Source organism: Georhizobium profundi (genome assembly GCF_003952725.1).
Taxonomy (GTDB): domain Bacteria; phylum Pseudomonadota; class Alphaproteobacteria; order Rhizobiales; family Rhizobiaceae; genus Georhizobium; species Georhizobium profundi.
This window is the reverse complement of sequence record NZ_CP032509.1, coordinates 3,605,730-3,632,560: the sequence shown is the minus strand read 5'-3', so window position 1 is coordinate 3,632,560 and position 26,831 is coordinate 3,605,730. Positions and strand designations below refer to the sequence as shown.

Below are 26,831 nucleotides of genomic sequence, written 5' to 3'. Positions count from 1 at the left end.
AGCGAAATCATCCTGAGGATTGAACGATCACATCCCGCTTCGCCCGGCGAAGCGGGATGGTTCATATCAGAGACGAAGGTTGGCCATGGCGAAGATCATTGATTCCTCAACCGGCGCCATGGCGCTGACATTCGACGACGTGCTGTTGCAGCCCGGACATTCGGAGGTCATGCCGGGGCAAACGATGATCGCCACGCGCATTGCCGACGGTATCGAGCTCAACCTGCCGATTCTCTCCTCCGCCATGGACACGGTGACCGAATGGCGGCTCGCCATCGCGATGGCGCAGTCCGGCGGCATTGGCGTTATCCACCGCAATCTCTCGCCGATCGAGCAGGCCGAACAGGTTCGCCAGGTCAAGAAGTTCGAAAGCGGCATGGTCGTGAACCCGGTGACGATTGGGCCGGACGCGACGCTTGGTGACGCCCAGGCCCTGATGAAGGCGCACGGCATCTCAGGTATTCCGGTGGTCGAAAGCGCCGGCAATGGCGGCCTGACCACGGGCAAGCTGGTGGGCATCCTTACCAACCGCGACGTGCGGTTCGCCTCCGATCCGGCGCAGAAAATTCATGAACTGATGACGAAGGATAACCTGATCACGGTTCAGGAAAGCGTCAGCCAGGACGAAGCCAAGCGGCTCTTGCACCACCACCGGATCGAGAAGCTGTTGGTGGTCGATGCCGATCGAAATTGCGTCGGCCTCATCACCGTGAAGGATATCGAGAAGTCGCAGCTCAACCCGAACGCCTCGAAGGATGCGCAAGGGCGGCTGCGCGTTGCCGCCGCGACCAGCGTCGGCGACGACGGCTTCGAGCGTGCCGAGCGCCTGATCGATGCCGGCGTCGACCTGATCGTCGTCGATACGGCACACGGTCATTCGCAGCGCGTTCTGGATGCGGTCGCGCGGGTCAAGCGCCTGTCGAACTCGGTCCGCGTCATGGCCGGCAATGTGGCGACGGGCGACGGCACCAAGGCGCTGATGGATGCGGGCGCCGATGCGATCAAAGTGGGCATCGGACCCGGCTCGATCTGCACCACGCGCATCGTGGCCGGTGTTGGCGTGCCGCAGCTTTCGGCAATCATGAACGCCGTGGAAGTGGCGCGTGGCGCCGGCATCCCGGTCATCGCCGATGGCGGCATCAAGTTTTCCGGCGACCTCGCCAAGGCGATGGCGGCCGGTGCCGATGCGGTGATGATCGGTTCGCTGCTGGCCGGCACGGACGAGAGCCCCGGCGAAGTCTATCTGCACCAGGGCCGCTCCTTCAAAGCCTACCGGGGCATGGGCTCGGTCGGCGCCATGGCGCGGGGCTCGGCTGACCGCTACTTCCAGGCCGAAGTGCGCGATACGCTGAAGCTCGTGCCCGAAGGTATCGAGGGGCAGGTGCCCTACAAGGGACCGGTCTCCGGCGTCCTGCACCAGCTGGCTGGCGGTCTGCGTGCCGCCATGGGCTATGTCGGTGCTGCCGATCTCAAGCAGTTCCACGACCGGGCAACCTTCGTGCGCATCTCGAACGCGGGCCTGCGCGAAAGCCATGCGCATGACGTAACGATCACACGCGAGAGCCCGAATTACCCGGGCGGCGGGAACTGAGCGATGAATTCCATCTCCATCTTCTGGCCAGTCATCGTTCAGGTAGCGCTGATTTACGTGATCTACCTCATCGCATCGAACCGCCGCGTCGGCGCGGTGAAGCGAGGCGAGGTGAAATCGCGTGAATTCCTGGTTCCGATCAACGAGCCGGCACAGAGCGCAACGGCGATCCGCAGCCTGGTGAACCAGTTCGAACTGCCGATGCTGTTCATCTTCGTCTGCTTCGCGTTCTACCTGATTTCGGCGGTCAACATTGTCGTGCTGGTGCTCGCATGGGCCTTCGTCATTAGCCGCATCGTACATGCGGCCATCCATGTGACAACAAACGCCCTGATGCAGCGCCGCGCAGCCTTCATCGTCGGCTTCTTCATCAACGGTCTGCTCTGGCTCTATTTCGCCTATCGGTTGGCGATCGCCTGACGATCGGCTGAAGCTCGCTCAATTTCGTCGTTCCCGCGAAGGACCCCGCCATGAGACTTGGTGGAAGGCTCTCGGCAGCCATCGACATTCTCTCAGACATCGAAACGCGCCATCGCCCCGTCGCCGAGGCGTTGAAGGATTGGGGTCTGTCCCACCGGTTTGCGGGCTCGGGTGATCGCGCTGCCATCGGCAACATCGTCTATGACGCGCTCAGGCTGAAGCTCAGCCATCAGTGGCTGATGCAAAGCGAGGAGCCGGCGGCGCTGGGATTTGCCGTGCTTTTGCGCCAATGGGGTTACACGGTGGAAGGCCTGACGGCGGAACTCGAGGGCGACACTTTCGCACCCGCCGCACCGGGTTCCGATGTGTTCGAGACGTTCGCAGCGCGCAATCTCAGCGAGGCGCCGCCGCATGTGCAGGCCGATCTGCCGGAATGGCTGCAGAGCGAATTCGAAAAGGCCTTCGGCGAGCACTGGATTCCCGAGGCGCAAGGACTGAATGGCCGTCCGCCGCTCGATCTGCGCGTCAACCGGCTGAAGGCGAACCGCGAAAAGGTCCTGAAGGCGCTCGCCCGCACCGGTGCCGTACCAACCGAAGTCGCTCCGGACGGCATCCGCGTTGCACCTGTCGAGGGAGCCGGGCGCCACCCGAACGTCACGGCCGAGCTTTCCTTTGCTAAAGGCTGGTTCGAGGTGCAGGACGAAGGCAGCCAGATCGCCGCGTTGCTGACCGGAGCATCCGGTGGTCAGGTTCTCGATTATTGCGCGGGTGGCGGTGGCAAGACCTTGGCGCTCGCCGCAAGCATGGGCAACAAGGGCCAGATTCACGCTTATGACGCCGATCGCCACCGGCTTGCACCCATCGTGGAGCGCCTGAAGCGCGCGGGCACGCGCAACGTCCAGGTGCACGATCAGGCAGCCCAATTGGAGCCGCTCCAGTGGCGGTGCGACCACGTTCTCATCGATGCGCCATGCACGGGAACAGGAACATGGCGCCGCCGGCCCGATACCAAATGGCGCCTCACGCCCGAAACGCTGGCGCAGCGTATGGCTGAGCAGGAAACCGTGCTCGAAGCGGCCCATCGCTTCGTAAAACCTGGCGGCGAACTTGTCTACGTGACGTGCTCTCTGCTGCCGTCGGAGAATGCCGGACAGGTTGCCCGCTTCCGCGAGCGCCATCCGGAGTTCAAGCCGGTCGAGATTGCGGCGCGTTGGGAAAGCACCTTCGGAACAGCGCTGCCTGCCCATGCGGATCCTGAGAACGGAATGGTGACACTCACCCCGGCCACCACGGCAACAGACGGCTTTTTCATCGCCGTCATGCGCCGATTGTCCTGATCCGTTCGCAACCCTGGAAAGCCTGGCGCGTTGCGCCATGTCTGATCCCATCCACGACAAGGCTTCCCATGCGCAACCTTCGCCTGCTCATTCTGTTCGTCGCGCTTTCGCTTGGGGCGGAATTCTCATCGGCCTCTCCAACGCGCCGGGGCCGTGGTACGAAAGCTTGGCAAAGCCGCCGTTCAATCCACCGAACTGGGTCTTCGGACCGGTCTGGAGCGTGCTTTACGTCATGATCGGCATCGCCGGCGCGCGCACTTTCGCACGCGGTGCGCGGTCTGCTGCGATGATCGTCTGGTTCGTTCAAATGGCGCTCAACTTCGCCTGGACGCCGGCGTTTTTCACGGCGCAGCGGCCTGATCTTGCGCTGGTGGTGATCGTTCCCCTGCTGCTTTCGATCCTTGCGTTCATCGCGCTCACCTTCCGGCGGGATCGACTGTCGAGCCTCCTCTTCGTTCCCTACGCTGCATGGGTCGGTTTCGCGACTGCTCTCAATTTCGAGATCTGGCGGCTGAACGCCTGAGCCTGATAACCCACGTTGCGGCGCGGCCTCTTGCCGCGGCCCTGACCGCGTGCTTATTTCGCAGATGCGAACAGAAAGGTTTCGGCCATGAACGCCGAACAGATCAATCCTGATTTCAAGACGCGCGTGCGCCAAAGCTTCGCCCGTCAAAAGGCCATGACGACGATCGGCGCCGAGCTCATTACCGTCGAGCACGGCACGATCGAGATTGAAGTGCCGTTTGACGAGAAGCTGACGCAGCAGCACGGCTTCCTGCATGCCGGCATCATTTCGACCGCACTGGACTCCGCTTGCGGCTACGCAGCCTATTCGATCATGCCGGCCGATGCCGCCGTGCTGACGATCGAGTTCAAGATCAATCTTCTGTCGCCCGGCCGTGGCGAGCGCTTCATCTTCCGGGGCGAAGTCACCAAGCCCGGTTCGACCATCATCGTGTCCGACGGTCGCGCCTACGCCATCGGTGGCGCCGAGCCGCCGAAGCTGATTGCCTCCATGACCGGCACGATGATGGTGGTGCAGGGCAGGGACGGTTTGACCGGATGAAGAGCAGCGGGCACCTGGGCAGGCATTTGCGTGATCCCGCGCCGCTGACTGACGTCGCCGGTCATTCTGTGCTGTTCGTGATGGCCGCGTCTGCGGAATATGGTCGCCATCTGCAACTGCGCTTCGAACCTCTGATGACAGGCGTCGGGCCGGTCGAAGCCGGCGTGGTGATGGGTGCCACACTCGCGATCTGCGCAGCTGCCGGAAGTCTGCCTGATCTCGTTGTTTCTTTGGGCTCCGCAGGCTCCCGCACGTTGGAGCAGACCGGCATCTACCAGGCGACAACCGTTTCCTATCGCGACATGGATGCGTCGCCGCTCGGTTTCGCCAAAGGCGTCACGCCTTTTCTCGGTGAGCCAGCGGATATCGCATTGCCGCACCTCATCCCGGGTATTCAGACTGCGCGCCTGTCCACCGGCGCGAACATCGTTTCGGGCGCGGCCTATGACGCGATCGACGCCGACATGGTGGATATGGAAAGTTATGCCATTGCGCGTGCCTGCCGTTTGTTTGCTATCCCGCTGATCGTGTTGCGCGGAATTTCCGATGGCGCGGCCGAATTGACCCATGTCGACAACTGGACCGAGTATCTGCACGTCATCGATGAAAAGATGGCTGCCTCGGTCGACATGCTCGCGGAGGCGCTCGAGGCGCAGGCGCTGACCGGCATCCGTTCAAAAGCAACGGCAAACCTCTGAACGCCGTTGCAACGCCGTCGCGTTTTGACTAGAGCCTCGCCATGACACAATCCATCGCCGCTCACCCCGATACCGTCCTCATTGTCGATTTCGGCAGTCAGGTCACGCAGCTCATCGCAAGGCGCGTCCGCGAGGCCGGGGTCTACTCGGAAATCGTGCCGTTTCAGCTCGCCGAAGATGCGTTTCACAGGCTGTCGCCGAAGGCGGTCATCCTGTCCGGCGGCCCCGCATCGACCACCGATATCGGCAGCCCGCGCGCGCCTCAGGTGATCTTCGAAAGCGGGCTGCCCGTGCTCGGCATCTGCTATGGCGAGCAACTGATGTGCGCCCAGCTTGGCGGCGCCGTCGAAGGTGGCCATCACCGGGAATTCGGACGGGCCTTCCTGGATATCCGCAAGGACAGCGCCCTGTTCGACGGGATCTGGGAAGTCGGTAGCCGCCATCAGGTCTGGATGAGCCACGGCGACCGCGTGACGGCGCTGCCCGAAGGCTTCGAGGTGATCGGCACATCAACTGGCGCGCCCTTTGCGGCGATTGCCGACGAGAAGCGCCGCTTCTATGCCGTGCAGTTTCACCCGGAAGTGATCCACACGCCGGATGGCGCGAAGCTTCTCTCCAACTTTGTGCACAAGATTGCCGGTCTCGCCGGCGATTGGACCATGGCGGCCTATCACGAGCAGGCCGTGCAGGCGATCCGCGATCAGGTCGGCGACGGTAGGGTGATCTGCGCGCTTTCGGGCGGCGTCGACAGCTCCGTTGCCGCATTGCTCATCCACGAAGCGGTCGGTGATCAGCTCACCTGCATCCTCGTCGATCATGGCCTGATGCGGAAGAACGAAGCGGCGGAAGTGGTGGCGATGTTCCGCGAGCACTACAACCTGTCGCTGATCCTCGTCGACGCATCGGACCGGTTCATCGGCGCGCTGGAAGGCGAGAGCGACCCTGAGAAGAAGCGCAAGACCATCGGGCGCCTCTTCATCGAGATCTTCGAGGAAGAAGCCGGCAAGCTCGGCGGCGCCGATTTCCTCGCGCAGGGAACGCTCTATCCGGACGTCATCGAAAGCGTCTCCTTCACGGGCGGGCCGTCGGTCACCATCAAGTCGCACCACAATGTGGGCGGATTGCCTGAACGCATGAACATGAAGCTCGTCGAGCCGCTGCGCGAGCTCTTCAAGGACGAGGTCCGCGTTCTCGGCAAGGAACTGGGCCTGCCGGACAGCTTCATCGGCCGCCATCCTTTCCCCGGTCCAGGCCTTGCGATCCGCTGCCCGGGTGGCATCACGCGCGAAAAGCTGGAGATCCTGCGCGAAGCCGACGCGATCTATCTCGACGAAATCCGCAAGGCAGGGCTCTACGACGCCATCTGGCAGGCCTTCGCCGTGCTCCTTCCAGTCCAGACGGTCGGCGTCATGGGCGATGGTCGCACCTACGAATTCGTCTGCGCACTGCGCGCCGTCACCTCGGTCGACGGCATGACCGCCGATTTCTACCCCTACGACATGGACTTCCTCGGCCGCGCCGCGACCCGCATTATCAATGAGGTCAAAGGCATCAACCGCGTCGTCTACGACATCACCTCGAAGCCCCCGGGCACGATCGAGTGGGAATGATTGGTAGGTTGCGCGCCTAAGAGAGGGCGCGGGCGCTCCAGGGTTGCATTGAACGGCGTTTACGCGCTTCCTCATAACGCGCTATTGCTTCCTTTGACGACGGAGACGGAGCAAGAGAGGCGTTGAAGGAGTTTGAGCAGAAGGCCGGCCACTTGGCGCAGCCATCGCCGGGCTTCGGATCCGTATCCGAAGCGCGGCTGGCCAGCATGCTCGATACCGCGGTCGATGGCATCGTCGTCATCGACGAGCGCGGGACCATTCTTGCCTTCAACAAGGCCTGCGAAAAACTTTTCGGCTATTCGGCTGCCGAGATGGTAGGCCGCAACGTCAAATCCCTGATGCCGCGCCGCTACGCCGACGAGCATGACGGCTATCTGACCCATTATCGCGACACAGGCGAGCGGCGCATCATCGGCATCGGCCGCGAGGTCGAAGGCATGCACAGCGATGGCACCATCATGCCGGTCGAGCTGTCGGTTGGAGAAGCGAAGACCCCGGACGGGCGGCAGTTCATCGGCATCCTTCGCGATCTGCGCGCTCGGCGCGAGACGGAGGACCGCATGCGCGATCTCCAAAGCCAGTTGATCCACATGGCGCGCGCCTCCGCGATCGACGAGATGGGCTCGGCGCTTGCCCACGAACTGAACCAGCCTCTGACGGCGCTGATGCTCTATCTCGATGCTGTCCAGCGCGCCGCAGCGAAAGAGTGGAAGGTTGGCGACATGCGCGCGCAGGCCCTGTCGAATGCCGTGCGCGAGGCGCAGCGTGCAGCCGGTATCGTCCAGCGTATGCGTGGCTTTCTCGACCGAGGGGATCAGCGCCGTCGCCTCGTCGACCTGCGCAAACTTCTGGACGAGGCGCTGGATTTGACCCGGATGGGACGCCGGTCGGCCCGCGTCGCGATCAAACGCCATGACGATCCCGACCTGCCACAGGTCGAGGCCGATCCGATCCAGATGCAGCAGATTTTCGTCAATCTGCTGCGCAACGCGTTCGAAGCGGTCCAGGGTGTCGACAAGGCAACGATCGACATTGAAACTCGCCGTGACGGGTCCTGGGTCCAGGTGGTTATCGGCGACAATGGCAAGGGCATCCCGGCTGCCGCCATGGATGATTTGTTCAAGGTGTTCTCCTCGAGCAAGCGCAAGGGCATGGGGCTCGGCCTCGCCATCTCTCGATCGATTGCCCAGAGCCACGGCGGGGATTTGAGCGTCGACCCGGGAGGCCAGGGGCGGGGCGCGCGCTTCCAGCTGACATTGCCGCTTGGCGAAGGCATTGCGGGAGATGGCGCCGATGACTGATGGCAAGGGCGCCAAGCGCATTCACGTGGTGGATGACGACGCAGCCGTTCTCGATGCGCTCGGCGTCATTCTGCGCATGGAAGGCTACGAGGTCGAAGGGTTTGCCTCCGGCGACGCCTTCGTACGCTCGATCGCATCGCGTGCACCCGATTGCGTGATTCTTGACGTGCACATGCCCGGCCGATCGGGCCTCGATATTCTCCGCATCCTCGACAAGAGCCGCTATCCGGCACCGGTCATCGTCATCACCGGCCAGGGTGATATCCCAATGGCGGTCCAGGCGGTCAAATCGGGCGCGGTCGACTTTCTCGAGAAACCCTTCGATGTCGATGTTCTGCTGGAGCGGGTGAAGCAGGCGATGGAAACTCCGGCTCCGCCGGCGAGGGGCGGCGAGAGGTTCAATGGCCGTGACAAACTGACCGGTAGGGAAATCGAAGTTCTTGACCAGGTCGTCGCGGGCGCCCGCGACAAGGAGGCGGCGCTGGCACTGGGGATCAGCCCCCGCACGGTGGAGGCGCACCGCAAAGCGATCATGGCCAAACTTGGTGCCAGAACGCTTGCCGATCTGTTGCGGATCGTGTTGTCAGACCGCAGTGAGCGCTGATCGTTTGAGCCACCTCAATATTTGGCGCGCGGGATGTGGGACGATCAACGTCAGCATCACCGCGAAAGATCTCGCTTCATGAGCCTGCATGTCGTCGTTCGGGATACCGGGCTGGGAGATTCTCTCATGCTCGTGTTGAAGCAGCAGGGCTTTGCTGCCCGCCTTCACGTCGAAACGGCCAGTCTTTGTCGGCAGGAGGCATTGTCGCCCGAGGATACGGTCATCCTCGACCTCGATCTTCCGAACGGGCAGGCCGCGGGATTGGTCGACAGGATGGAGCGCGAGCAGACGCCCTGTCGTTTGATCGTGCTGGCTGGCGTGACGAGCCGTGCGGCACGGGCGCGGCTGGGAACCGCAGGTCCCATGGCTGTGCTGACGAAGCCCTTCGCCGCATCCGACCTTCTCGCCCTGCTCGGGACGCCGCTGCATTAGAGCGTTTCCAGGTGAAGTGGACACAGGTTTACCGTTCGGAAACGCGTTAAATCAGAAACTTAGAGCCGTTGAGCGGTTCGAAGAAGCGCGAAACTGCTATAGCGCGCTTGCCTAGGGGATTTCCCTGAGCGATCGGCCGAATTTTTCTGATGAGCAGGGTCGATTAAACTGCTTTGGATCAAAATTTCGGAGCAGGACCATGACCATTGCGGAACGCAGTTTCACCACGACCGAAAGACCGCAGGCACGGGGCAAATGGCGCAGCTTCATGTTGCGCGAGATCGTCTGCCATCAGGATGATCCCGTCACCGATATCTACCGGATCGAGACAGGCGCGGTGATGCTCTACCAGATCCTGCGCGATGGGCGCCGACAGATCGTCGACGTGCTCTATCCCGGCGACTATTTCGGCTTCGGCGACGGCACCATCCAGGATTGCTTTGCCGAAACCTTAATGGCCTGTGACGTGATCGCCTGGCGCCGCGACGATGCGTTTTCCACGGTGGAATGGTGTCATGCCTTTACGGCCGCGATGCAACGAAAGCTCGGCGCCATGCATGATCACGTGACGCTGCTTGGCAAGAAAACCGCGCTTGAACGCGTTGCGAGCTTTCTGATGCGCTTCGTGCCGGAGTGCAGCGGACGCCTTTGCAACGGGGCGCCGCCTGCGGACTATGGAAGGGTCATGCACGACGTTTACATGTCGCGCCGGGAGATCGCCGATTACCTCGGTCTGACGCTTGAAACCGTCAGCCGAGCCATTTCGCAATTGAAGCGGGAGGGCATGATCGAGGCGCCGCGGCCAACGCAGATCGCCATCAAGGAGATCTGCCGCATGTGTAAGGTTGCCGCGCTGCACTGATCCCGCGCGGCCGCCGATCCCGCCAGTTTAATGACTGGCGGGTTTGCCGGACAAGCCGTCGATGATCGGGCATTCGGGACGGCTGTCGCCGTGGCACGTCTCCACGAGGTGGCCGAGCGTTTGCCGTAGTGCAGTCAGCTCAGCGATCTTGCGGTCGATTTCGCCGAGCTTCTCCAGCGCGATGGCCTTGACGTCGGCGCTGGCCCGCTCTCGATCGGAATAGAGCGACAGCAACTGGCGGCATTCGTCGACGGAAAAGCCGAGGCTGCGCGCGCGCTGGACAAAGCGCAGCCGGTGGATGTCATCCTCGGAATAGTCCCGGTAGCCGTTTGCGGCGCGGTCGGCCTTGAGAAGACCGATCTCTTCATAGTAGCGGATCGTCTTCGTTGGCAGTTTGGATTGCCTGGCAGCGGCACCGATGTTCATGGATGTGTCTCCCGCAGATTGCGTTCAATCGGCGTTTTCGGCCAGCCACGCGGTCATCTCGGCGATCTCGGCTTCCTGCGCGGCGATGATGGTTTCGGCAAGCGCGCGCATCTCGGCGTCTTCGCCGTTCTCGAGCAGCACCTCGGCCATGTCGATCGCGCCCTGGTGATGGGCGATCATCCCGCAGGCAAAGGCAACATCCGCGTCCTCGTTCATCATGCCCTGGTGCATGGCCGGCATCGTGATCGCCATGCGCCGCATGTTTTCCTGCACATGGTCCGGCATGCCTTCGAGTGACTGAGCATCCATGCCGCCCATGTCCATGGCGCCCATATCCATGTCATGGCCCGCGCCGTGGTTCCCGCCGTGGCCCATCTGGGAATGATCCTGCGCGGCCACGCACTGTGATGGCAGCTGGAACTCGCTGTCCTGCGCCAGCGCAGGCACGGATCCGGCAAGCGTCAGTAACAGGGTCGCGGTAAATGTGGATGTGAAGCGCATGTCTATTCCTCAGTCCAGTTGTCTAGGCGGAAAGCCAGCTGCATCGAGCTTGGCCATGATAGCTTCGGGCGAGGCGTCGGAACCGACCGTGACCTGCCGATTGGGGAGATCGACAGCGACGGCAGCTTCCGGATCGATCGATTGGATCGCCTTTGTGACGCCCCTGACGCAACCGCCGCAATGCATGGCCTCGATTTCGAATTTCATGATCTGCCTCCGTCAGCGATCAGACGAGCTTGCACGATGCAGCTTCCAGCAGGTGGAAGGTCAAGCCCGTTCATCGGTCGAGTATTTCGGCTTGGGCTTATTGACCTTCCATCGACTGGAAACCCCACATAGGAGGCATTCGAGTTTCCGAAAGGAGCAGTCATCGTGACCGCGATGCAGAACTCACGCGAAATTGGCGTCACACCTGCGGCGTTGGCGCGGAAATTGACGATCCCTGTTGTCGGCATGACCTGTGCCTCCTGTGTGGGCCGCGTTGAAAAAGCGCTGACGCGGGTCGAAGGCGTGACCGCAGCCCATGTGAACTTGGCGACGGAGCGGGCCGATATAGCGCTGCAGGGCCCGGTCGATCGCAGGGCTTTGGTCGCAGCCATCGAGGATGCAGGCTACGAGGTGCCGGCCGCACGGCACGAACTCGCAGTCGACGGCATGACCTGCGCCTCCTGCGTGGGGCGGGTCGAACGGGCTCTTGCCGCCGTGCCCGGCGTACGAACTGCGTCCGTCAACCTCGCCAGCGAACGGGCCGCAATCACTGCCGATGTATCCGTAAACACCGAAGATCTGATCGCCGCCATTAACGGCGCCGGTTACGAGGCGCACATGCTGCAGGGCGATCGGAACGCGGAAGACCACGCGGCGCGGCGCGATGCCGAGCGGCTCGCGCTCAAGCGCGATCTGTTGATTGCGGCAGCTCTGACGCTTCCGGTCTTCGGTCTTGAGATGGGCTCCCACACGGTGCCCGCGATCCATGATTGGGTCATGGGGACGATCGGCATGCAGACCAGCTGGCTGATCCAGCTTGTTCTGACCGCCATCGTGCTCTTCTGGCCCGGCCTGCGCTTCTATCGCATCGGCCTGCCTGCGCTTCTTAAGGGAGCGCCGGACATGAACTCGCTGGTCGCCGTCGGCACGCTTGCCGCCTTCTCCTATTCACTGGTGGCGACGCTCGCGCCGCAGCTCTTACCGGCCGGCACCGTCAACGTTTATTTCGAGGCTGCTGCCGTCATCGTCTCGCTGGTCCTTGCAGGCCGCTATCTGGAAGCGCGGGCAAAGGGCCGGACGTCGGATGCCATCAAGCGGCTCGTCGGCCTCCAGCCAAAGACAGCGCGGATCCATCGCGACGGCAAGACGCTCGAATTGGATGCCTCCGAAATTCGCCTGGGTGACCTCGTGGATGTGCGGCCCGGCGAAAGGCTCGCAGCCGATGGCGAGGTGGTCGAAGGCAGCTCCTTCGTCGACGAAGCGATGCTGACCGGCGAGCCCGTGCCGGTCGAGAAGCGACCGGGAAGCGCCGTGGTTGGCGGGACCATCAACCAGACAGGCGCTCTCACGGTGCGCGCCACGGCGATCGGTCGCGACACGATGCTGGCGCAGATCATCCGCATGGTGGAGGAGGCGCAAGGCTCCAAGCTGCCGATCCAGGCGCTGGTCGACCGGGTCACGCTCTGGTTCGTGCCGGCGGTGATGCTGGCTGCCGCGCTGACCTTCCTTATTTGGCTGATCTTCGGGCCGCAGCCGGCCATGAGCTTCGCGCTGGTCAATGCGGTCGCGGTGCTCATCATCGCGTGTCCCTGTGCCATGGGCCTGGCGACGCCGACATCGATCATGGTCGGCACGGGCAGGGGAGCGGAACTCGGTGTGCTGTTCAGGCAGGGCGAGGCACTGCAGAGCCTGAAGGATGCCCGAGTGGTCGCGCTCGACAAGACCGGCACGCTGACCGAGGGCAAGCCTGCACTCACCGATCTTCACGCTGCCGATGGCTTCGCGCGCAGCGAAATCCTGTCCCTCATCGCCGCCGTCGAGGAGCGGTCGGAGCACCCGATCGGGCGTGCCATCGTCGAGGCCGCCGAAGAAGACGGGCTCCAGCTGCCGGCGGTCACGTCATTCGAAAGCGTTACCGGTTTCGGCATTCGCGGCGTAGCAGAAGGGCGCCGAGTCGAGATCGGCGCCGATCGGTTCATGGCGAGCCTTGGGCTCGAAACGGGCCGGTTTGCCGAGATCGCAACGCGGCTTGCCGGCGAAGGAAAGAGCCCTCTTTATGCCGCGGTTGATGGGCGGCTTGCGGCCATCGTGGCGGTGGCCGATCCGATCAAGCCGTCCACGTCCGGTGCGATCCACGCCATGCACGCTCTGGGGCTCAAGGTCGTCATGATCACCGGCGACAACCGCCAAACCGCCGAGGCGATCGCGCGTCAGCTTGGCATCGACGAGGTGGTTGCCGAAGTCCTGCCGGATGGCAAGGTGGAAACGATCCGCAGGCTAAAAGCCGATGGCTCAGGGGTCGCCTATGTCGGCGACGGCATCAACGACGCGCCGGCGCTTGCCGAGGCGGATGTGGGCATCGCGATCGGCACGGGCACGGACATCGCGATCGAGGCAGCTGATGTCGTTCTGGTCTCGGGGAAGCTGACCGGTGTTCCGACCGCGATCGCCCTGTCGCGGGCGACGATGCACAACATCCGCGAGAACCTGTTCTGGGCGTTTGCCTACAATGCAGCGCTGATCCCCGTTGCCGCGGGCGTGCTCTACCCGGCCTTCGGGATATTGCTTTCGCCGATCCTGGCAGCCGGCGCCATGGCGCTTTCGAGCGTCTTCGTGCTTGCCAACGCGCTTCGGCTTCGTCGCTTCAGCATCAGCGCCTGACCGGCAACGAAAAAAAGGGCGCAGCCGCAAGGCCGCGCCCTTTCTGTTCAATGATCGCGTACCCGCTTAGCGGCCGAAATTCTCGGCCGGATTGGCTTCAGGCGAATCGGCTGCAGGTGCCGCTTCGCGCTCTTCCTTGCGGGTCACCCAGAGCGAGGCGAAGATACCCGTCAGCAGGATGCCGAGCGTGATCGAGAGCGATACGGCCGGCGGGATCTTTGCAAGACCCAGCATGTCAGCCAGGAAGACCTTCGAGCCAATGAAGATCAGCACGATCGAGAGCGCATATTTCAGGTACACGAAGCGGTGGATCATCGCCGAAAGCGCAAAATAGAGCGCTCGCAGGCCAAGGATCGCGAAGATGTTTGACGTGTAAACGATATACGGGTCGGTCGTGATCGCGAAGATGGCCGGGATCGAATCGACGGCGAAGATCACGTCGGCGATTTCGACCAGAACCAGCGCCAGAAGCAGCGGCGTGGCAAAGGTCTTCAGCTTGCCGGTCTTCGGGTCTTCCTGCTTCACGACGAAGTTGTGGCCGTGCAGCTGATCCGTGACGCGGAAGCGCTTGCGCATGAACTTGAGCACGGGATTGTTCGCGACATCATAGCCGTGATCGGACGCAAAGAGCATCTTAACGCCGGTGAAGACCAGGAACGCGGCGAAGAGGTAAAGCACCCACTCGAAGTTTTCGACGATAGCGGCACCCGCAGCAATCATGATGCCGCGCAGGATGATCACGCCGAGAATACCGTAGAGAAGCACGCGGTGCTGGTACTGACGGGGGATCGCGAAATAGGAGAAGATCATCGCGATGACGAAGATGTTGTCCATCGCGAGGCTCTTTTCGACCACGAAGCCCGTGAGGTACTCCATGCCCGATTGGGGCCCGAGCTGGTACCAGACGAAACCGCCGAAGAGCAGGCCAAGGGTGATGTAGAAGCCCGACAGAAGCAGGCTTTCCTTCATTTCGATCTCACGCGTGTCCTTGTGAAGAACGCCGAGGTCGAAAACGAGAAGGACGATAACGAGCGTGATGAAGCCAAGCCACATCCAGAGTGGCTGGCCGAGAAAGCCGTAAAAGAGAAAGTCCATGAATATAACGCCGCCGACCCAAAGGTTGGTGTTTGCAGCCCGACATCACGAAGTGGGTCGGAAGCTTTCGCCAGAGGGGCCCGGAGCTGCGTTACGGGGCCGCAGATAAAGCCAGGCCTTCCGACGATCAAGAGGCCTTGGCCAAATTTTTCGTGAATGGTTGCGCAACCGTTGCGCGACAAGCAGTGGTGACGACGGGGAGCGATTTCACCATCGCCTTGACGCCTTCGATCCGATAGAAGAGCGCCGCTGCGATTGGAGAGGCCAGGTGCCGGAATTGGACGTCGATAAAGGGCTGGATGCCCCTTCAAAGCGGGATATCCTCGAGATCGGCGAGACCGGCCTTTTTCATTGGGCCATGCCGGAGAGGACGGAGGCGTTTTACGCAAGCTACCGCGCCGATCTGCGCCAGGGTCGCCCTTATCTCGGACTGCGAGATGTCCTGGCGATCCGCCGGGCGATGCGGCGCGGCCTTTATCGTCTGGTCGTCGTCCACCCGCCTTTTTATGCCGGCTGGCAGCCGCGATCGTTTTTGGCGGCGCTCAAATTCTCGCTGGTTCGGGGCGATATCCGCTCGACTTGGGGGGCACTGACCAGCCCGCTCTTCTTCGAACTCCTGCGCTTCGTTGCGCTGAAGCCGCTCATTGTGATCGAGCGATCCGACAGTTTCGGCGTTCCGGCCCACCACTTCGCCTGGATCGACAAGGCAGATGCTTATTACAAGCGCGAGCTGCCCGTGGATCATTGGCAGGTGTTCTACGGCTCCGGCCATCGGCGACTTCCCGGCGCAAGCTTTCGCCGCAAGCCGCGCTGGCTGAAGCGGCTCGCAAAGCTGAAGCCGATCGGCCTCGGCCTCAACAGGCAGCAGACCGAAGCGGCGGATAAGGCATTCGGCGCTGACAAGACGGCGGATGTGTTCTTCGCCGGCGGGATCGACGGCAACAGCCATGTCCGGTCGCGCATGCCTGCCTTGATCGCGGCGCTGCGCGCCGCCGGTGTGACGGTCGATGTTCCTGAAGGTCGCTTGCCTCTCGATGCTTTCATGGCGCGCTGCGCAAAGGCCTGGATCACGCTGTCGCCGGAAGGGCTTGGCTGGGATTGTTACCGCCATATGGAGGCGGCGATCGCGGGCTCTGTTCCGCTCGTCAATGCGCCGACCATCGATCGGTACCGCCCATTGGAGGTCGACCGCCACTGCCTCGTCTATTACCCGGACGAGGAAGCAGGAGCGATCGAGCGCGTCGTGGCAGCGCTGAGCGACAAGGAGCGGCTCCAGGCCATGGCGCTAGCTGCCCGCACGCATGCCCTGTCGAACCTGACGGAACGGGCCATCACCGAGGCACTGCTTGCCGAATGGGCAGGCGAGCCTGCAGACGCACGACAAGAGAGAGATCAATGACATGCCGAGACTGATGGACAGCCGCAAGCGTATTCTCATCACCGGTGGCGCCGGCTTCCTCGGCTCGCACCTGACGGATCGGTTGCTTGCCGAAGGCCACGAAGTGTTGTGCCTCGACAATCTCTTCACAGGTTCAAAGCGCAACATCGACCATCTGCACGGCAATCCGCGGTTCGAATTCCTGCGCCACGATGTGACATTTCCGCTCTATGTCGAGGTCGACGAGATCTACAATCTCGCCTGTCCCGCTTCGCCGATCCACTACCAGTACGATCCCGTCCAGACGACGAAGACTTCGGTGCATGGCGCGATCAATATGCTCGGGCTCGCCAAGCGGCTGAAGTGCAAGATCCTTCAGGCATCGACCAGTGAGGTCTATGGCGATCCGAGCGTCCATCCGCAGACGGAGGATTACTGGGGCAACGTCAACCCGATCGGCCCGCGCTCCTGCTATGACGAGGGCAAGCGCTGCGCAGAAACGCTGTTCTTCGATTATCACCGCCAGATGGGCCTCGCCATCAAGGTGGCACGCATCTTCAACACCTACGGCCCGCGCATGCATCCCGCCGACGGCCGCGTCGTGTCCAACTTCATCATCCAGGCGCTGCGCTGCGAGCCGATCACGCTCTATGGCGATGGCTCGCAGACCCGCTCCTTCTGCTATGTCGACGACCTCATCGACGGTCTCGTCCGCCTGATGAACACCGACGACACGGTGACCGGCCCCATCAATATCGGCAACCCGCGCGAGATGACGATCCGCGAACTCGCCGAGCGGGCAGTCGCCATGTCGGGCTCATCGTCCAGCATCGTTTACAAGCCGCTTCCGACCGACGATCCGAAGCAGCGCCAGCCGGACATCACCCGCGCGCGTACGACGCTCGGCTGGGTACCGAAGGTGACGCTGGAGGAGGGCATGCAGCGCACGATCGATTATTTCCGGCAGCTGGAAGCCGCATAACGGGTACCGCGATGACAAGCGCCACCGCAAAGCCACTCTGGACGGTTGCGCTTGCCGGCATGGTGACGATGGCCGTCGGCATGGGGATCGGCCGCTTTGCCTTCACACCGATCCTGCCGCAGATGATGGCCGAACTGGGCATCGATGCAGCCCAGGCCGGTCTCATCGCATCCGCCAATTACGCCGGCTATCTGGTCGGCGCGGTCCTCGCCGCCTTTGGCTGGGCCTCGGGGCATGAGCGGCGCATCGCAATCGGTGCGATTGCCGCAAACACGGTGCTGCTTGCTGCAATGGCCGTCGCAGACGACGTTGCCGCCTTTGCGCTGCTGCGCTTTGCCGCCGGCCTGGCAAGCGCGTTTCTGATGATCTTTTCCGCCGGCATCGTGCTTGGCCATGGCGCGCGCGCCGGGAGGCCCATCGTGCAGTCGGTGCATTTCGGCGGGGTCGGCATCGGCATGGCGCTGTCGGCGGTGCTGGTGGGCGCGCTCGGTTTCGCGGGGCAGGGCTCCGTGCAGTCCTGGCTCGCAATGGCTGCTTTGTCAGCTTGCGGCCTGCTGTTCGCCATCGCCTTCCTGCCTGCGCCTGTTCCGGCCGTGAGCGGCGCAAGCGGGCGGGAACAGCCCCTGACGTGGTCGCCGCGTCTTGTCGCGCTGACAGCGGGCTACGGCATCTTCGGCTTCGGCTACATCGTCACTGCGACGTTCCTGATCGCGATCATCCGTTCGGATGGCGGCAGTGTCGGCTTTGAAGCGCTCGTGTGGCTTTTGACAGGGCTTGCAGCGGCCGTGTCGGTGGCGGCCGCCCAGCCCCTGGTCAAACGGTTCGGCGTAGCGAAGGTGATGGCGGCGGGTTGCCTTGTCGAGGCACTCGGCGTGGCAGCGAGCGTCCTCTTGCCATCGCCTTTAGGGCCCCTCGTTGGTGGCTTTCTTCTGGGCGCGACCTTCGTGGTCATCACCGCTTACGGGCTGCAGTTTGCGCGATCGCTTGCGCCCGACAGTCAGCGGCGTAGCCTCTCCTTCATGACCGCGGCCTTCGGCATCGGGCAGATCGTCGGGCCGGTGGTCGCAGGCTATCTCGCGGAACGGTCGGGCAGTTATCTCATTGCCAGCCTTCTCGCCGCCTTCGCTCTAATCCTGTCGGCTGCCCTGGTCGTTCGCTCCGCTCGCGCTTGAGAGACACCCCGCATTTTCCTGCCATCTTCGCGGGGGAAGACAAGATTAAACCTTTGTCATGGTTGGGGTTGTCCGTTGCGGTGGGCAGGCAAGTGTCCTAGCGTCGCCACCGGCCACTGAAGCCCCCGTACAATCTGAGACAGTTCGAGGTCACGTGTTCGAATCCTTCTTCCCGAAGCCGAAACCCTTCTTTCTGTCAGCGCTTCTCTGGACCGCCTGCGTCGTAGCCTTCTGGTACACGATCGGCGACAGCGTCGCTCAGGCAATCGGCTTCCAGTTCTCGCCGCCTGGCAGTGCTCCGATCATCGGGCTCGGATATTTCGTCACCCCCGAATTCATGTGGTTTTATCTGGTCTTCGCGGTGGCGACGGCCATGTTCGCCGGCTTCTGGGCATGGTACGCGCCGCATCCGTGGCAGACATGGTCGGTGCTGGGCTCCGCCCTCATCATCTTCACCACTTATTTCTCGGTGCAGATCAGCGTCGCGCTCAACAATTGGCGCCGACCGTTCTTCGACCTGTTCCAGACCGCGCTCAGCGGTGAAGGAGATGTTCAGGAGGTGGATTTCTACATCCTCATCCTGCAATTCGCGCAGATCGCCTTCCTGTCCATGGCGATCTTCGTGGCTGTCCGCTTCTTCGTCAGCCACTACATCTTCCGCTGGCGCCAGGCGATGAACGATTTCTACATGTCGTTCTGGACCCGGGTGCGCCACATCGAAGGTGCCTCGCAGCGTGTTCAGGAAGACACGATGCGCTTCGCCGCGATCATGGAAGGTCTGGGTGTCGCCCTGATCGACGCCATCATGACCCTGTTCGCGTTCTTGCCGGTGCTATGGGTTCTGTCTGACTACATCACCGAAGTGCCGCTACTCGGGCAGATTCCCAAGCCGCTCTTCACCGCGCTTCTGTTCTGGTCGATCTTCGGGACCGTGCTTCTCGCGGCAGTCGGCATCAAGCTGCCGGGACTGGAGTTCAAGAATCAGCGCGTCGAGGCGGCTTACCGCAAAGAACTCGTTTACGGTGAAGACCACGCCGAGCGCGCGCAGCCGCCGACAGTGCGCGAACTCTTCAGCAATGTGCGCCGCAACTATTTCCGGCTCTATTTCCACTACATGTATTTCAACATCGCCCGTGGATTCTACATCCAGGCGGATGCGATCTACCTGAATATCATCCTCGTCCCAACGGTCGTCGCCGGCGCCATCACGCTTGGCATCTGGCAGCAGATCCTGACGGCGTTCGGCCAGGTTTCGTCCTCGTTCCAGTTCCTGATCAACTCCTGGACGACGATTGTCGAACTTCTGTCGATCCACAAACGTCTGGCCGCATTCGAGGCTGCGATCTTCGGTGGTAAACTGCCTTCGATCGACGAGAAATATCTGGCTGAACATGGCCCGAATCCCGCAGCGGAGCCGCCGGCTCCGCTGACACCGTCGGCTTAGATCGAAGAGGACTGATCCATCGTGTTGCTGTTGATCCTCGGCATCGTCATCTTCCTCGGCATTCACTCGACGCGCATCGTCGCGCCGGATTTCCGGCGCAATTTCATAGCGCGCCGGGGGGAGGGGGCCTGGAAAGGCCTCTACACGATTGTGGCCCTCATCGGGTTCGTGATCCTCGTCTGGGGTTACGGTCAGGCCCGGATGACCGCGCCGATCTTTTACGATCCGCCCGTCTGGACGCGGCATATCGCATTGCTCTTGATGCTGCCGGCGATGATCCTGCTTGTCGCATCTCAGGGGCCGACCGGTCGCATCAAGGCGGCGGTGAAGCATCCCATGCTGCTTGCGGTGAAGATCTGGGCGCTCGCGCATCTGCTTGCCAATGGCGATCTCGCGTCCTTCATCCTGTTCGCGAGCTTTCTGGCATGGGCCGTGGCCGATCGCATCTCGGAGAAGCGACGGCTGCGTGCCGGTGAGACCCGGCTGCCGGTTGCCGTTTCCTCTCGTGGCGACATCATCGCGCTGGTCGCGGGGATCGTGCTCTATCTCCTATTCGTGTGGCGCTTGCACCTCTGGCTGATCGGCGTTTCACCGATAGGCTGAGAAGCCAGTCGATCTCTTCCGGCGCTAAAACAGGCACCGCCCCCTTACACGACGCGCAAAATCGTCTAGAAGGCCGGCTTGTGCGAATTTGAGTGCTTTCGAACGGAGCCTGCAGATCGGCAGGCGCGCGAAGTGGATGCCAAGGGCAGTTGCCGGTTGAGCGCTGCGCGGCTGCATGACGGGATTTGGAATGGCCGACGACAGTTTCTTCCGTGAAGTGAACGAGGATGTGCGCTCCGAGCGGCTGCGCTCCTTCTGGAGCCGTTTCGGCTGGATGATCATCACGGCCGTCATCGTCATCATCGCGGCGACCGCTGCCTGGGGTGGTTACACCTATTGGCGCGCGCAGCAGGCCTCGCAGGCCGGCGATGCTTTTCTCGAAGCGCTGACCCATGCACGCGAAGGCCGCACCGACGAGGCGCTGGCCGCGTTGAGCGCGCTGGAGGCGAATGGTTTCGGCTCCTATCCCGTGCTGGCGCGCATGCGTGCGGCGACGCTGAAGGCCGAGGCCGGCGACGTCGACGCGGCCGTAGCCGATTTCCGGGCGATCGGTGATGACACCTCGGTTCCCATCGCCATCCGGGAAGCTGCCCGCATCAGGGCCGCCTATCTCCTCGTCGACCATGGCTCCTACGATGACGTCGTGGCTGTCGTGAATGATCTCGCCGAAAACGATGATCACGCCATGCGCCATTCGGCGCGCGAAGCGCTTGGTCTTGCGGCCTGGCGCGCCGAAGACATCGAAACTGCGCAAGGCTGGTTCGACCGGATCGCGTCCGATGGTCAGGCGACGCCGGCCTCGGCCGAGCGCGCGGAGATCATGCTCGAAGTGATCGCCGCCTATGATCCCGACGCTTCGACGGCGCCGCCGAGCCAGCCGCCTGCTGCACCTCCCGCTGCGCCGCTGTCGCTCGAGGACCTGGCGCCCGGCCTCATGCCGGGCAACGCACCAGATGCCGCTTCCGATGAGCCTGCAAACGATGCTATTGCTCCGGCCGAAGGCAATGGCGAATTGAATACGGCACCGGAAACGGTTCCTCTGGAATCGTTGGAAGCCGAAGACCCGTCCTGACGCCCGCCAAGGGCAGCGATGACGGCAACACCTCTTTCTCGGGCCCGCTACGGGCCCGAAGCGCGTCTTTAACAGGTCATGGGCGCGCCCACGGCAGGATAACAATATGAGTTTCACCGTCGCCATTGTTGGACGGCCGAATGTCGGCAAATCGACGCTCTTCAATCGCCTTGTGGGCAAGAAGCTGGCGCTCGTCGACGATACGCCCGGCGTCACGCGCGACCGCCGGCCGGGCGATGCGCGGCTGATCGACCTCGAATTCACCATCATCGACACGGCTGGTCTGGAAGAAAGCGGCGCCGAAACGCTCGAAGGGCGCATGCGCGGCATGACCGAGGCCGCCATCGACGAGGCCGACCTGACGCTGTTCCTGATCGACGCCAAGGTCGGCGTCACCCCGGTCGATGCTGCCTTTGGCGAAATTCTGCGCCGCAAGGCCAAGCCTGTCGTTCTGGTGGCCAACAAGTCCGAAGCGCGTGGCTCGGACGCCGGTTTCCTCGATGCGTACAATCTCGGCCTCGGCGATCCATGCCCTATTTCGGCCGAGCACGGCGAGGGCATGCTCGATCTGCGCGACGCGATCGTCGAAAAGATCGGCGAGGACCGCGCCTTCCCGGAGGAGGTCGAAGACGAGGACGACCAGGCGATCGCCAATGTCGACGTACCGCTCGACACGGACGACGACGAGGACGCGCCGGAGCCCGCCTATGACGAGACGAAGTCGCTGCGCGTCGCCGTTGTCGGCCGTCCCAACGCCGGCAAGTCGACCATGATCAACCGCTTCGTGGGCTATGAGCGGCTGCTTACCGGCCCCGAAGCCGGCATCACGCGTGATTCGATCTCCGTCGAATGGGATTGGCGCGGTCGTCGCATCAAGATGTTCGATACGGCGGGCATGCGTCGAAAGGCCCGCGTTCAGGAAAAGCTGGAAAAGCTCTCCGTAGCCGATGCGCTGCGTGCCATTCGATTCGCTGAAGTCGTTATCGTCGTTCTTGATGCGGCGATCCCCTTCGAAAAGCAGGATCTGCAGATCGCCGATCTCGTGCTTCGTGAAGGCCGTGCGCTGGTGCTCGCCTTCAACAAGTGGGATGCCATCGAGGATCGCCAGGAGACCTTGGCGAAATTGCGCGAAATGACCGAGCGGCTCCTGCCGCAGGCACGTGGCATCCGAGCTGTCCCCGTCGCCGGCAAGACCGGCGAAGGCCTCGACAAGCTCATGCAGGCCGTGGTTGACACCCACAAGGTGTGGAACGTCCGCATCTCGACCGCCAAGCTGAACCGCTGGCTGGAACAGGTGACGGCGCAGCATCCGCCACCGGCAGTGGCCGGCCGACGCCTCAAGCTCAAATACATGACGCAGATCAAGGCGCGTCCGCCGGGCTTCATCGTGTCCTGCACGCGGCCCGATGCGCTGCCGGCGTCCTACACGCGCTATCTGACGAACCAGTTGCGGGTCGACTTCAACCTGCCTGGCGTTCCGATTCGCTTGAGCTACCGCAAGTCCGACAATCCGTTCGCACCGAAGAAGACGCGCAAGATCTACTAGAGCGATTGATCGTCTCGGCGAATCGCCGAGTTGCGTGCGGCGATCTGTCTTGCCGCGTTCTGAACGACGGATCGTCCCATTCTGACCTCGAATCGCACCTACGTGCCGCATCCGCACGCCTGTCCCGCCGCGGTTAACCTCCCATCAAGGTTAATCAATCATTCTCAGCGCATAGGGATCAGGACGAGTTCGGGTGTTGGAGTGTGCAAGTGGCGGGGCGTAATCGTGGATCGAAGCGACAGACACGCAAACTGAAGACCGGACGCGCTGCATGGGCGGCGCCGCTCCTGTTTGCCTGGGTAGGCCTCCTTGCGAGCCCATCCATGACGGCGTTTTCCGACATGGCGAGCATGGTCGGCCAGACGGACACGTCGGCCCGGTGGCGGGCTCACATGATCGCCGCACCGGCGGGCTCGCTCCACACAGCCGAATTCAGGTTCGCCGACGCGATGACGACCGGCACAGTTGGTGCCGGCGTCGAGCTTCAGGACGGCGAGCGCATCGCCTTTCGCGGCGCCGACGACAAGAACGGCGTGACGGCGGACGAGGATCGCGTGAACCGCTCGTCCAAGCGCGGGCGCATCCTGTCCATCGCCCCGATCCAGCCGCCCAAGGCCTTTTCGGCCGGCTCCATTCTGGAGCGCACATCCAGTCTCTTTCGTCCCGAAGCGCTGGACGACAGCAGCCTGATGGCCTTCGTCGCCCCGGAATTCGACGGCAAGGAAATCCAAATCGCGCAGACCTTCTACCCGCATGAGCAGCCATCGGTGAACGGCGTATCCTCGATGCTTGCCGATCTGGTGACGAACGACCGGCCCGATGTGCTCGCCACTGCCTATGCGCCGACCGGTCCGAATTACGCGACAGAATCACCCTTCGCGTCCGTCCTTCGGGAAAAGGAAGAAACCGGCCGCTTCATTCCGCCGGTGCTCGACAATGACCATTATTGGGCATCCACGCCGCTCCCGCCGCGCGTTTTTACCGCAGCTGAGCAGAAGTGCCTCGCGGAAGGCATCTATTTCGAAGCGCGTGGCGAAAGCGTGAAGGGGCAGGCGGCAGTCGCCCAGGTGATTCTCAATCGGGTGCGCAATCCCGCCTATCCGAACACGATCTGCGGCGTCGTCTACCAGAACAAGAATTGGCGCAATCGCTGCCAGTTCTCGTTTGCCTGCGACCGCATCCCCGATGTCGTGCGCTCGCCGCGTCACTGGGACATTGCCGAGGAGATCGCCATGGCGACGACGGCCGGCAAGATCTGGCTTTCTGAAGTCGGTTCTTCGACGCACTACCACGCGACCTACGTCAATCCGCGCTGGGCCCGTTCCATGTCCAGGATGGGCAAGATCGGCCTTCACATCTTCTACCGCACCCACGGCGGCGGCTGGAGCTGACCGCTCCGGCCTATCGAGCGTGGAGGCGCCAACGATCGTCTGATGCCGGCGTTGCGCGGACCCGGACATATTGGCGCATCCCGAGATGTAGCGCTGGGATCAAGCTAAGTCCTTGATTCGAGATGTCAAACGGCGAAGCTGAATAGGCATGTCGTCGCCTTGACTATAAAACACCCTAAAACTATGGTGCGCCCGACTTCAGGGCAGCCTTTCGGCCGCTCGGCAAGGCCTTACAGGTCGAACATTCTCGAAAGAGTTCGGTATGCGCGAGACATTGCCAGAAAACGGCAAGGACGACGCGAACAACCGGTCGCAGCCGTTCGACGATGCCGAGTTGGCCAGACGCCGCGATGCCTTGGCCGCATCGATCGGCAAGCAGCGCGAGAAGTCCGCGCTCCAGGCGGAGAAGGACCGGGACGGTTCGGATACGGGCTGGGGTGTCGCCGTCAAGGTGTCGAGCGAGTTCATCGCTGGCATCGCGGTCGGCGCCATCCTTGGGTACGGTTTCGACAGTTATTTCGAAACATCGCCCTGGGGATTGATCGTTTTATTGATGCTTGGCTTCGCCGCCGGCGTTTTGAATGTGCTTAGGTCCGTCGGCAAGGTTGCCGACCGGCCAAAACTATGACAATCGGTCGTCGCGTCGACGGCAAGTAGAAATTCCGCTCACAATCGAGCGATGGACGGGGCAGGAAATTGGCAGACGATCCAATCTCACAGTTTCAGATTTCACGACTGGTCCCAATCGAGATCGGGAATCTGGACTTCTCCTTCACCAACTCCTCGCTGTTCATGGTTGCGACGGTTGCCGCTGCCGGCGGGTTCCTGTTCCTGACGACGGCCAATCGCGGTCTGGTGCCGGGCCGGATGCAGTCGATCTCCGAAATGTCCTACGAGTTCATCGCGAACATGTTGCGCGAAGGGGCGGGGACGCAAGGGATGCGGTTCTTCCCGCTCGTCTTCTCCCTGTTCATGTTCGTTCTCGTGGCGAATCTGATGGGCATGGTGCCGTATTTCTTCACGGTGACCAGCCACATCATCGTGACATTCGCGCTTGCCATGCTCGTGATCGGAACCGTCATCGTTTACGGTTTCATGAAGCACGGTATCGGCTTTCTCAAATTGTTCGTACCCCATGGGGTGCCGCCTTTGATCGTGCCGCTCGTTTCGGCCATCGAAGTCATTTCGTTCCTGTCGCGTCCGATCAGCCTTTCCGTTCGTCTTTTCGCGAACATGCTGGCCGGTCACATCACGCTCAAGGTCTTCGCCGGCTTCGTCACCTCCATGAGCGCGCTCGGTGCGCTCGGTGTCGTCGGCTCGATCCTGCCGCTCTTGATGACGATCGCGCTGACGGGTCTCGAGTTTCTTGTGTCCTTCCTGCAGGCCTACGTCTTTGCCGTTCTGACCTGCATGTACCTCAACGACGCCCTGCATCCTGGACACTAGACGCAGGGTTCGCACGACATCGCCGGCATCCGTCCGCCGGTATCCTTAAACCGCACCAATCTTGATGAAGGAGTTCACTATGGAAGCGGAAGCAGCACGTTACATCGGCGCCGGTCTGGCTTGTCTCGGCATGGCGGGCACCGCCCTCGGCCTCGGCAACATCTTCGGCAGCTACCTCTCGGGCGCTCTGCGCAACCCGTCTGCTGCAGACGGCCAGTTCGGCCGCCTCGTATTCGGCTTCGCCGTTACGGAAGCTCTCGGCATCTTCTCGCTGCTCGTCGCTCTGCTGCTCCTCTTCGCAGTCTGATACGAACGCAGTGCATGCCTTTCGGCCACGCCCTTCCGCCTGAAGCGGCAGGCGTGGCCGATCCCCATATGCGGAGAGGATAATGCTCGTTACCCCGTCATTCGCCCAGGATGCGGAACCGGTCCCGACCGAGAACCTCAACACCGAGACCGGTGTGGAAGATCATGGTGCCGAAGGGTCTGGCCTGTTCCCGCCTTTCGACTCCTCGACCTTTGCGTCGCAGCTTCTTTGGCTCGCGATCACTTTCGGGCTGTTTTATCTCTTCATGCAGCGGGTCATCGTCCCGCGCATCGGCGGCATTCTCGAAAACCGCCGCGACCGCATTGCGTCGGATTTCGATGAGGCCGAGCGGCTGAAAAGCGAAGCAGATGAGGCCATCGCTGCCTATGAGCAGGAACTTGCCGAAGCGAAGTCCAAGGCAAGCTTGATCGGTCAGCGGGCACGCGACGATGCAAAGGCCGAGGCCGACATCGAGCGCACGCAGATCGAATCGGATCTCGCCGCCAAGATGGCCGAAGCCGAAAAGCGCATCACCGAAATCAAGGCGCGCGCACTTGGCGAAGTCGATGTCATCGCCGAAGATACGACCGTCGCCATCGTCGAACAATTGACCGGTTCTACGGTAACTCCGGCAACCGCAAGCGCAGCCGTCAAGGCTGTCGCCAACGAAGAATAGGGA

Annotated in this window: 27 protein-coding genes and 1 pseudogene; 24 read left to right on the top strand and 4 right to left on the bottom strand. The window is 62.4% G+C overall.

What is annotated here, in order from left to right; all coding sequences use genetic code 11:
• Positions 1-85: 85 nt before the first annotated feature.
• From guaB to D5400_RS17510, 11 genes are all read left to right on the top strand, one after another.
• On the top strand, positions 86-1,591 hold the full coding sequence (guaB, locus tag D5400_RS17560) for an IMP dehydrogenase (RefSeq protein ID WP_126011211.1): 1,506 nt from the start codon (positions 86-88) through the stop codon (positions 1,589-1,591).
• Positions 1,592-1,594: 3 nt separating this feature from the next.
• Complete coding sequence (locus D5400_RS17555) at positions 1,595-2,011, top strand: MAPEG family protein (protein ID WP_126011209.1); 417 nt, start codon at positions 1,595-1,597, stop codon at positions 2,009-2,011.
• 50 nt (positions 2,012-2,061) lie between these two features.
• Positions 2,062-3,348 carry an RsmB/NOP family class I SAM-dependent RNA methyltransferase gene (locus D5400_RS17550; RefSeq protein WP_126011207.1) on the top strand — a complete coding sequence of 429 codons (1,287 nt, stop codon included), beginning with the start codon at positions 2,062-2,064 and terminating at the stop codon, positions 3,346-3,348.
• 37 nt (positions 3,349-3,385) lie between these two features.
• Positions 3,386-3,871, top strand: coding sequence for a TspO/MBR family protein (locus tag D5400_RS17545; RefSeq protein WP_425364889.1), 486 nt, complete (start codon positions 3,386-3,388; stop codon positions 3,869-3,871).
• 87 nt (positions 3,872-3,958) lie between these two features.
• Complete coding sequence (locus D5400_RS17540; RefSeq protein ID WP_126011205.1) at positions 3,959-4,414, top strand: PaaI family thioesterase; 456 nt, start codon at positions 3,959-3,961, stop codon at positions 4,412-4,414.
• Positions 4,411-5,112: a 5'-methylthioadenosine/S-adenosylhomocysteine nucleosidase gene (locus tag D5400_RS17535; RefSeq protein WP_126011203.1), complete on the top strand. Its 702-nt coding sequence runs from the start codon at positions 4,411-4,413 to the stop codon at positions 5,110-5,112. Before D5400_RS17540 ends, D5400_RS17535 begins: the two co-directional genes overlap by 4 nt.
• Positions 5,113-5,153: 41 nt before the next feature.
• Positions 5,154-6,722 (top strand): glutamine-hydrolyzing GMP synthase, encoded by a 1,569-nt coding sequence (guaA, locus tag D5400_RS17530; RefSeq protein WP_126011201.1) that lies wholly within the window; start codon positions 5,154-5,156, stop codon positions 6,720-6,722.
• A 122-nt stretch (positions 6,723-6,844) separates the two neighbouring features.
• Positions 6,845-8,023 carry a two-component system sensor histidine kinase NtrB gene (locus tag D5400_RS17525; RefSeq protein WP_245451339.1) on the top strand — a complete coding sequence of 393 codons (1,179 nt, stop codon included), beginning with the start codon at positions 6,845-6,847 and terminating at the stop codon, positions 8,021-8,023.
• Positions 8,016-8,627 (top strand): response regulator transcription factor, encoded by a 612-nt coding sequence (locus tag D5400_RS17520; RefSeq protein ID WP_126011199.1) that lies wholly within the window; start codon positions 8,016-8,018, stop codon positions 8,625-8,627. The genes D5400_RS17525 and D5400_RS17520 overlap by 8 nt, the downstream gene beginning before the upstream one ends.
• A gap of 78 nt (positions 8,628-8,705) precedes the next feature.
• Complete coding sequence (locus tag D5400_RS17515) at positions 8,706-9,059, top strand: response regulator transcription factor (protein WP_164527930.1); 354 nt, start codon at positions 8,706-8,708, stop codon at positions 9,057-9,059.
• A gap of 199 nt (positions 9,060-9,258) precedes the next feature.
• On the top strand, positions 9,259-9,921 hold the full coding sequence (locus D5400_RS17510) for a helix-turn-helix domain-containing protein (protein ID WP_126011195.1): 663 nt from the start codon (positions 9,259-9,261) through the stop codon (positions 9,919-9,921).
• A gap of 27 nt (positions 9,922-9,948) precedes the next feature.
• Here the strand turns inward: D5400_RS17510 and cueR are convergent, their stop codons facing one another.
• From cueR to D5400_RS17495, 3 genes are read right to left on the bottom strand one after another with little or no spacing between them, the layout of a single operon-like run.
• The gene (cueR, locus tag D5400_RS17505) at positions 9,949-10,347 is read right to left on the bottom strand and encodes a Cu(I)-responsive transcriptional regulator (RefSeq protein WP_126011193.1); all 399 of its coding nucleotides are present in this window, start codon (positions 10,345-10,347) and stop codon (positions 9,949-9,951) included.
• A gap of 24 nt (positions 10,348-10,371) precedes the next feature.
• Entirely contained in the window at positions 10,372-10,848 is a 477-nt protein-coding gene (gene copM / locus D5400_RS17500; RefSeq protein ID WP_126011191.1) for a CopM family metallochaperone, read from the bottom strand.
• A 9-nt stretch (positions 10,849-10,857) separates the two neighbouring features.
• The gene (locus tag D5400_RS17495; RefSeq protein ID WP_126011189.1) at positions 10,858-11,055 is read right to left on the bottom strand and encodes a heavy-metal-associated domain-containing protein; all 198 of its coding nucleotides are present in this window, start codon (positions 11,053-11,055) and stop codon (positions 10,858-10,860) included.
• A gap of 174 nt (positions 11,056-11,229) precedes the next feature.
• On the opposite strand from D5400_RS17495, the gene D5400_RS17490 reads away from it, so the two are divergent.
• Positions 11,230-13,716 carry a heavy metal translocating P-type ATPase gene (locus tag D5400_RS17490; protein ID WP_126013504.1) on the top strand — a complete coding sequence of 829 codons (2,487 nt, stop codon included), beginning with the start codon at positions 11,230-11,232 and terminating at the stop codon, positions 13,714-13,716.
• A 66-nt stretch (positions 13,717-13,782) separates the two neighbouring features.
• Here the strand turns inward: D5400_RS17490 and D5400_RS17485 are convergent, their stop codons facing one another.
• Positions 13,783-14,811 (bottom strand): TerC family protein, encoded by a 1,029-nt coding sequence (locus tag D5400_RS17485; protein WP_126011187.1) that lies wholly within the window; start codon positions 14,809-14,811, stop codon positions 13,783-13,785.
• A gap of 268 nt (positions 14,812-15,079) precedes the next feature.
• Here D5400_RS17485 and D5400_RS17480 point away from each other — a divergent pair, with 268 nt between their 5' ends.
• The 12 genes and pseudogenes from D5400_RS17480 (at position 15,080) to D5400_RS17425 (ending at position 26,828) form a co-directional block, all read left to right on the top strand.
• Complete coding sequence (locus tag D5400_RS17480; protein WP_126011185.1) at positions 15,080-16,210, top strand: glycosyltransferase; 1,131 nt, start codon at positions 15,080-15,082, stop codon at positions 16,208-16,210.
• Position 16,211: 1 nt separating this feature from the next.
• Positions 16,212-17,171 (top strand): UDP-glucuronic acid decarboxylase family protein, encoded by a 960-nt coding sequence (locus D5400_RS17475; RefSeq protein WP_126011183.1) that lies wholly within the window; start codon positions 16,212-16,214, stop codon positions 17,169-17,171.
• 11 nt (positions 17,172-17,182) lie between these two features.
• Positions 17,183-18,343, top strand: a complete 1,161-nt coding sequence (locus tag D5400_RS17470) for a YbfB/YjiJ family MFS transporter (RefSeq protein WP_245451338.1) — start codon at positions 17,183-17,185, stop codon at positions 18,341-18,343.
• A 154-nt stretch (positions 18,344-18,497) separates the two neighbouring features.
• On the top strand, positions 18,498-19,787 hold the full coding sequence (gene sbmA, locus D5400_RS17465) for a peptide antibiotic transporter SbmA (RefSeq protein ID WP_126011181.1): 1,290 nt from the start codon (positions 18,498-18,500) through the stop codon (positions 19,785-19,787).
• Between the two features lie 21 nt (positions 19,788-19,808).
• A complete protein-coding gene (locus D5400_RS17460; RefSeq protein ID WP_126011179.1) occupies positions 19,809-20,390 on the top strand; it encodes an NnrU family protein in 582 nt (193 codons plus the stop codon).
• 190 nt (positions 20,391-20,580) lie between these two features.
• Positions 20,581-21,231, top strand: a pseudogene (locus D5400_RS17455) (tetratricopeptide repeat protein); the annotation flags it as partial.
• Positions 21,232-21,568: 337 nt separating this feature from the next.
• Positions 21,569-23,008, top strand: a complete 1,440-nt coding sequence (gene der, locus D5400_RS17450; RefSeq protein WP_126011178.1) for a ribosome biogenesis GTPase Der — start codon at positions 21,569-21,571, stop codon at positions 23,006-23,008.
• A 323-nt stretch (positions 23,009-23,331) separates the two neighbouring features.
• A complete protein-coding gene (locus tag D5400_RS17445; RefSeq protein ID WP_126011177.1) occupies positions 23,332-24,399 on the top strand; it encodes a cell wall hydrolase in 1,068 nt (355 codons plus the stop codon).
• A gap of 262 nt (positions 24,400-24,661) precedes the next feature.
• The gene (locus D5400_RS17440; RefSeq protein ID WP_126011176.1) at positions 24,662-25,027 is read left to right on the top strand and encodes an AtpZ/AtpI family protein; all 366 of its coding nucleotides are present in this window, start codon (positions 24,662-24,664) and stop codon (positions 25,025-25,027) included.
• Between the two features lie 68 nt (positions 25,028-25,095).
• Positions 25,096-25,845 (top strand): F0F1 ATP synthase subunit A, encoded by a 750-nt coding sequence (locus tag D5400_RS17435; RefSeq protein ID WP_126011175.1) that lies wholly within the window; start codon positions 25,096-25,098, stop codon positions 25,843-25,845.
• A 79-nt stretch (positions 25,846-25,924) separates the two neighbouring features.
• On the top strand, positions 25,925-26,152 hold the full coding sequence (locus D5400_RS17430; RefSeq protein ID WP_126013498.1) for a F0F1 ATP synthase subunit C: 228 nt from the start codon (positions 25,925-25,927) through the stop codon (positions 26,150-26,152).
• An 82-nt stretch (positions 26,153-26,234) separates the two neighbouring features.
• Positions 26,235-26,828 carry a F0F1 ATP synthase subunit B gene (locus D5400_RS17425; RefSeq protein WP_126011174.1) on the top strand — a complete coding sequence of 198 codons (594 nt, stop codon included), beginning with the start codon at positions 26,235-26,237 and terminating at the stop codon, positions 26,826-26,828.
• Positions 26,829-26,831 lie beyond the last annotated feature (3 nt).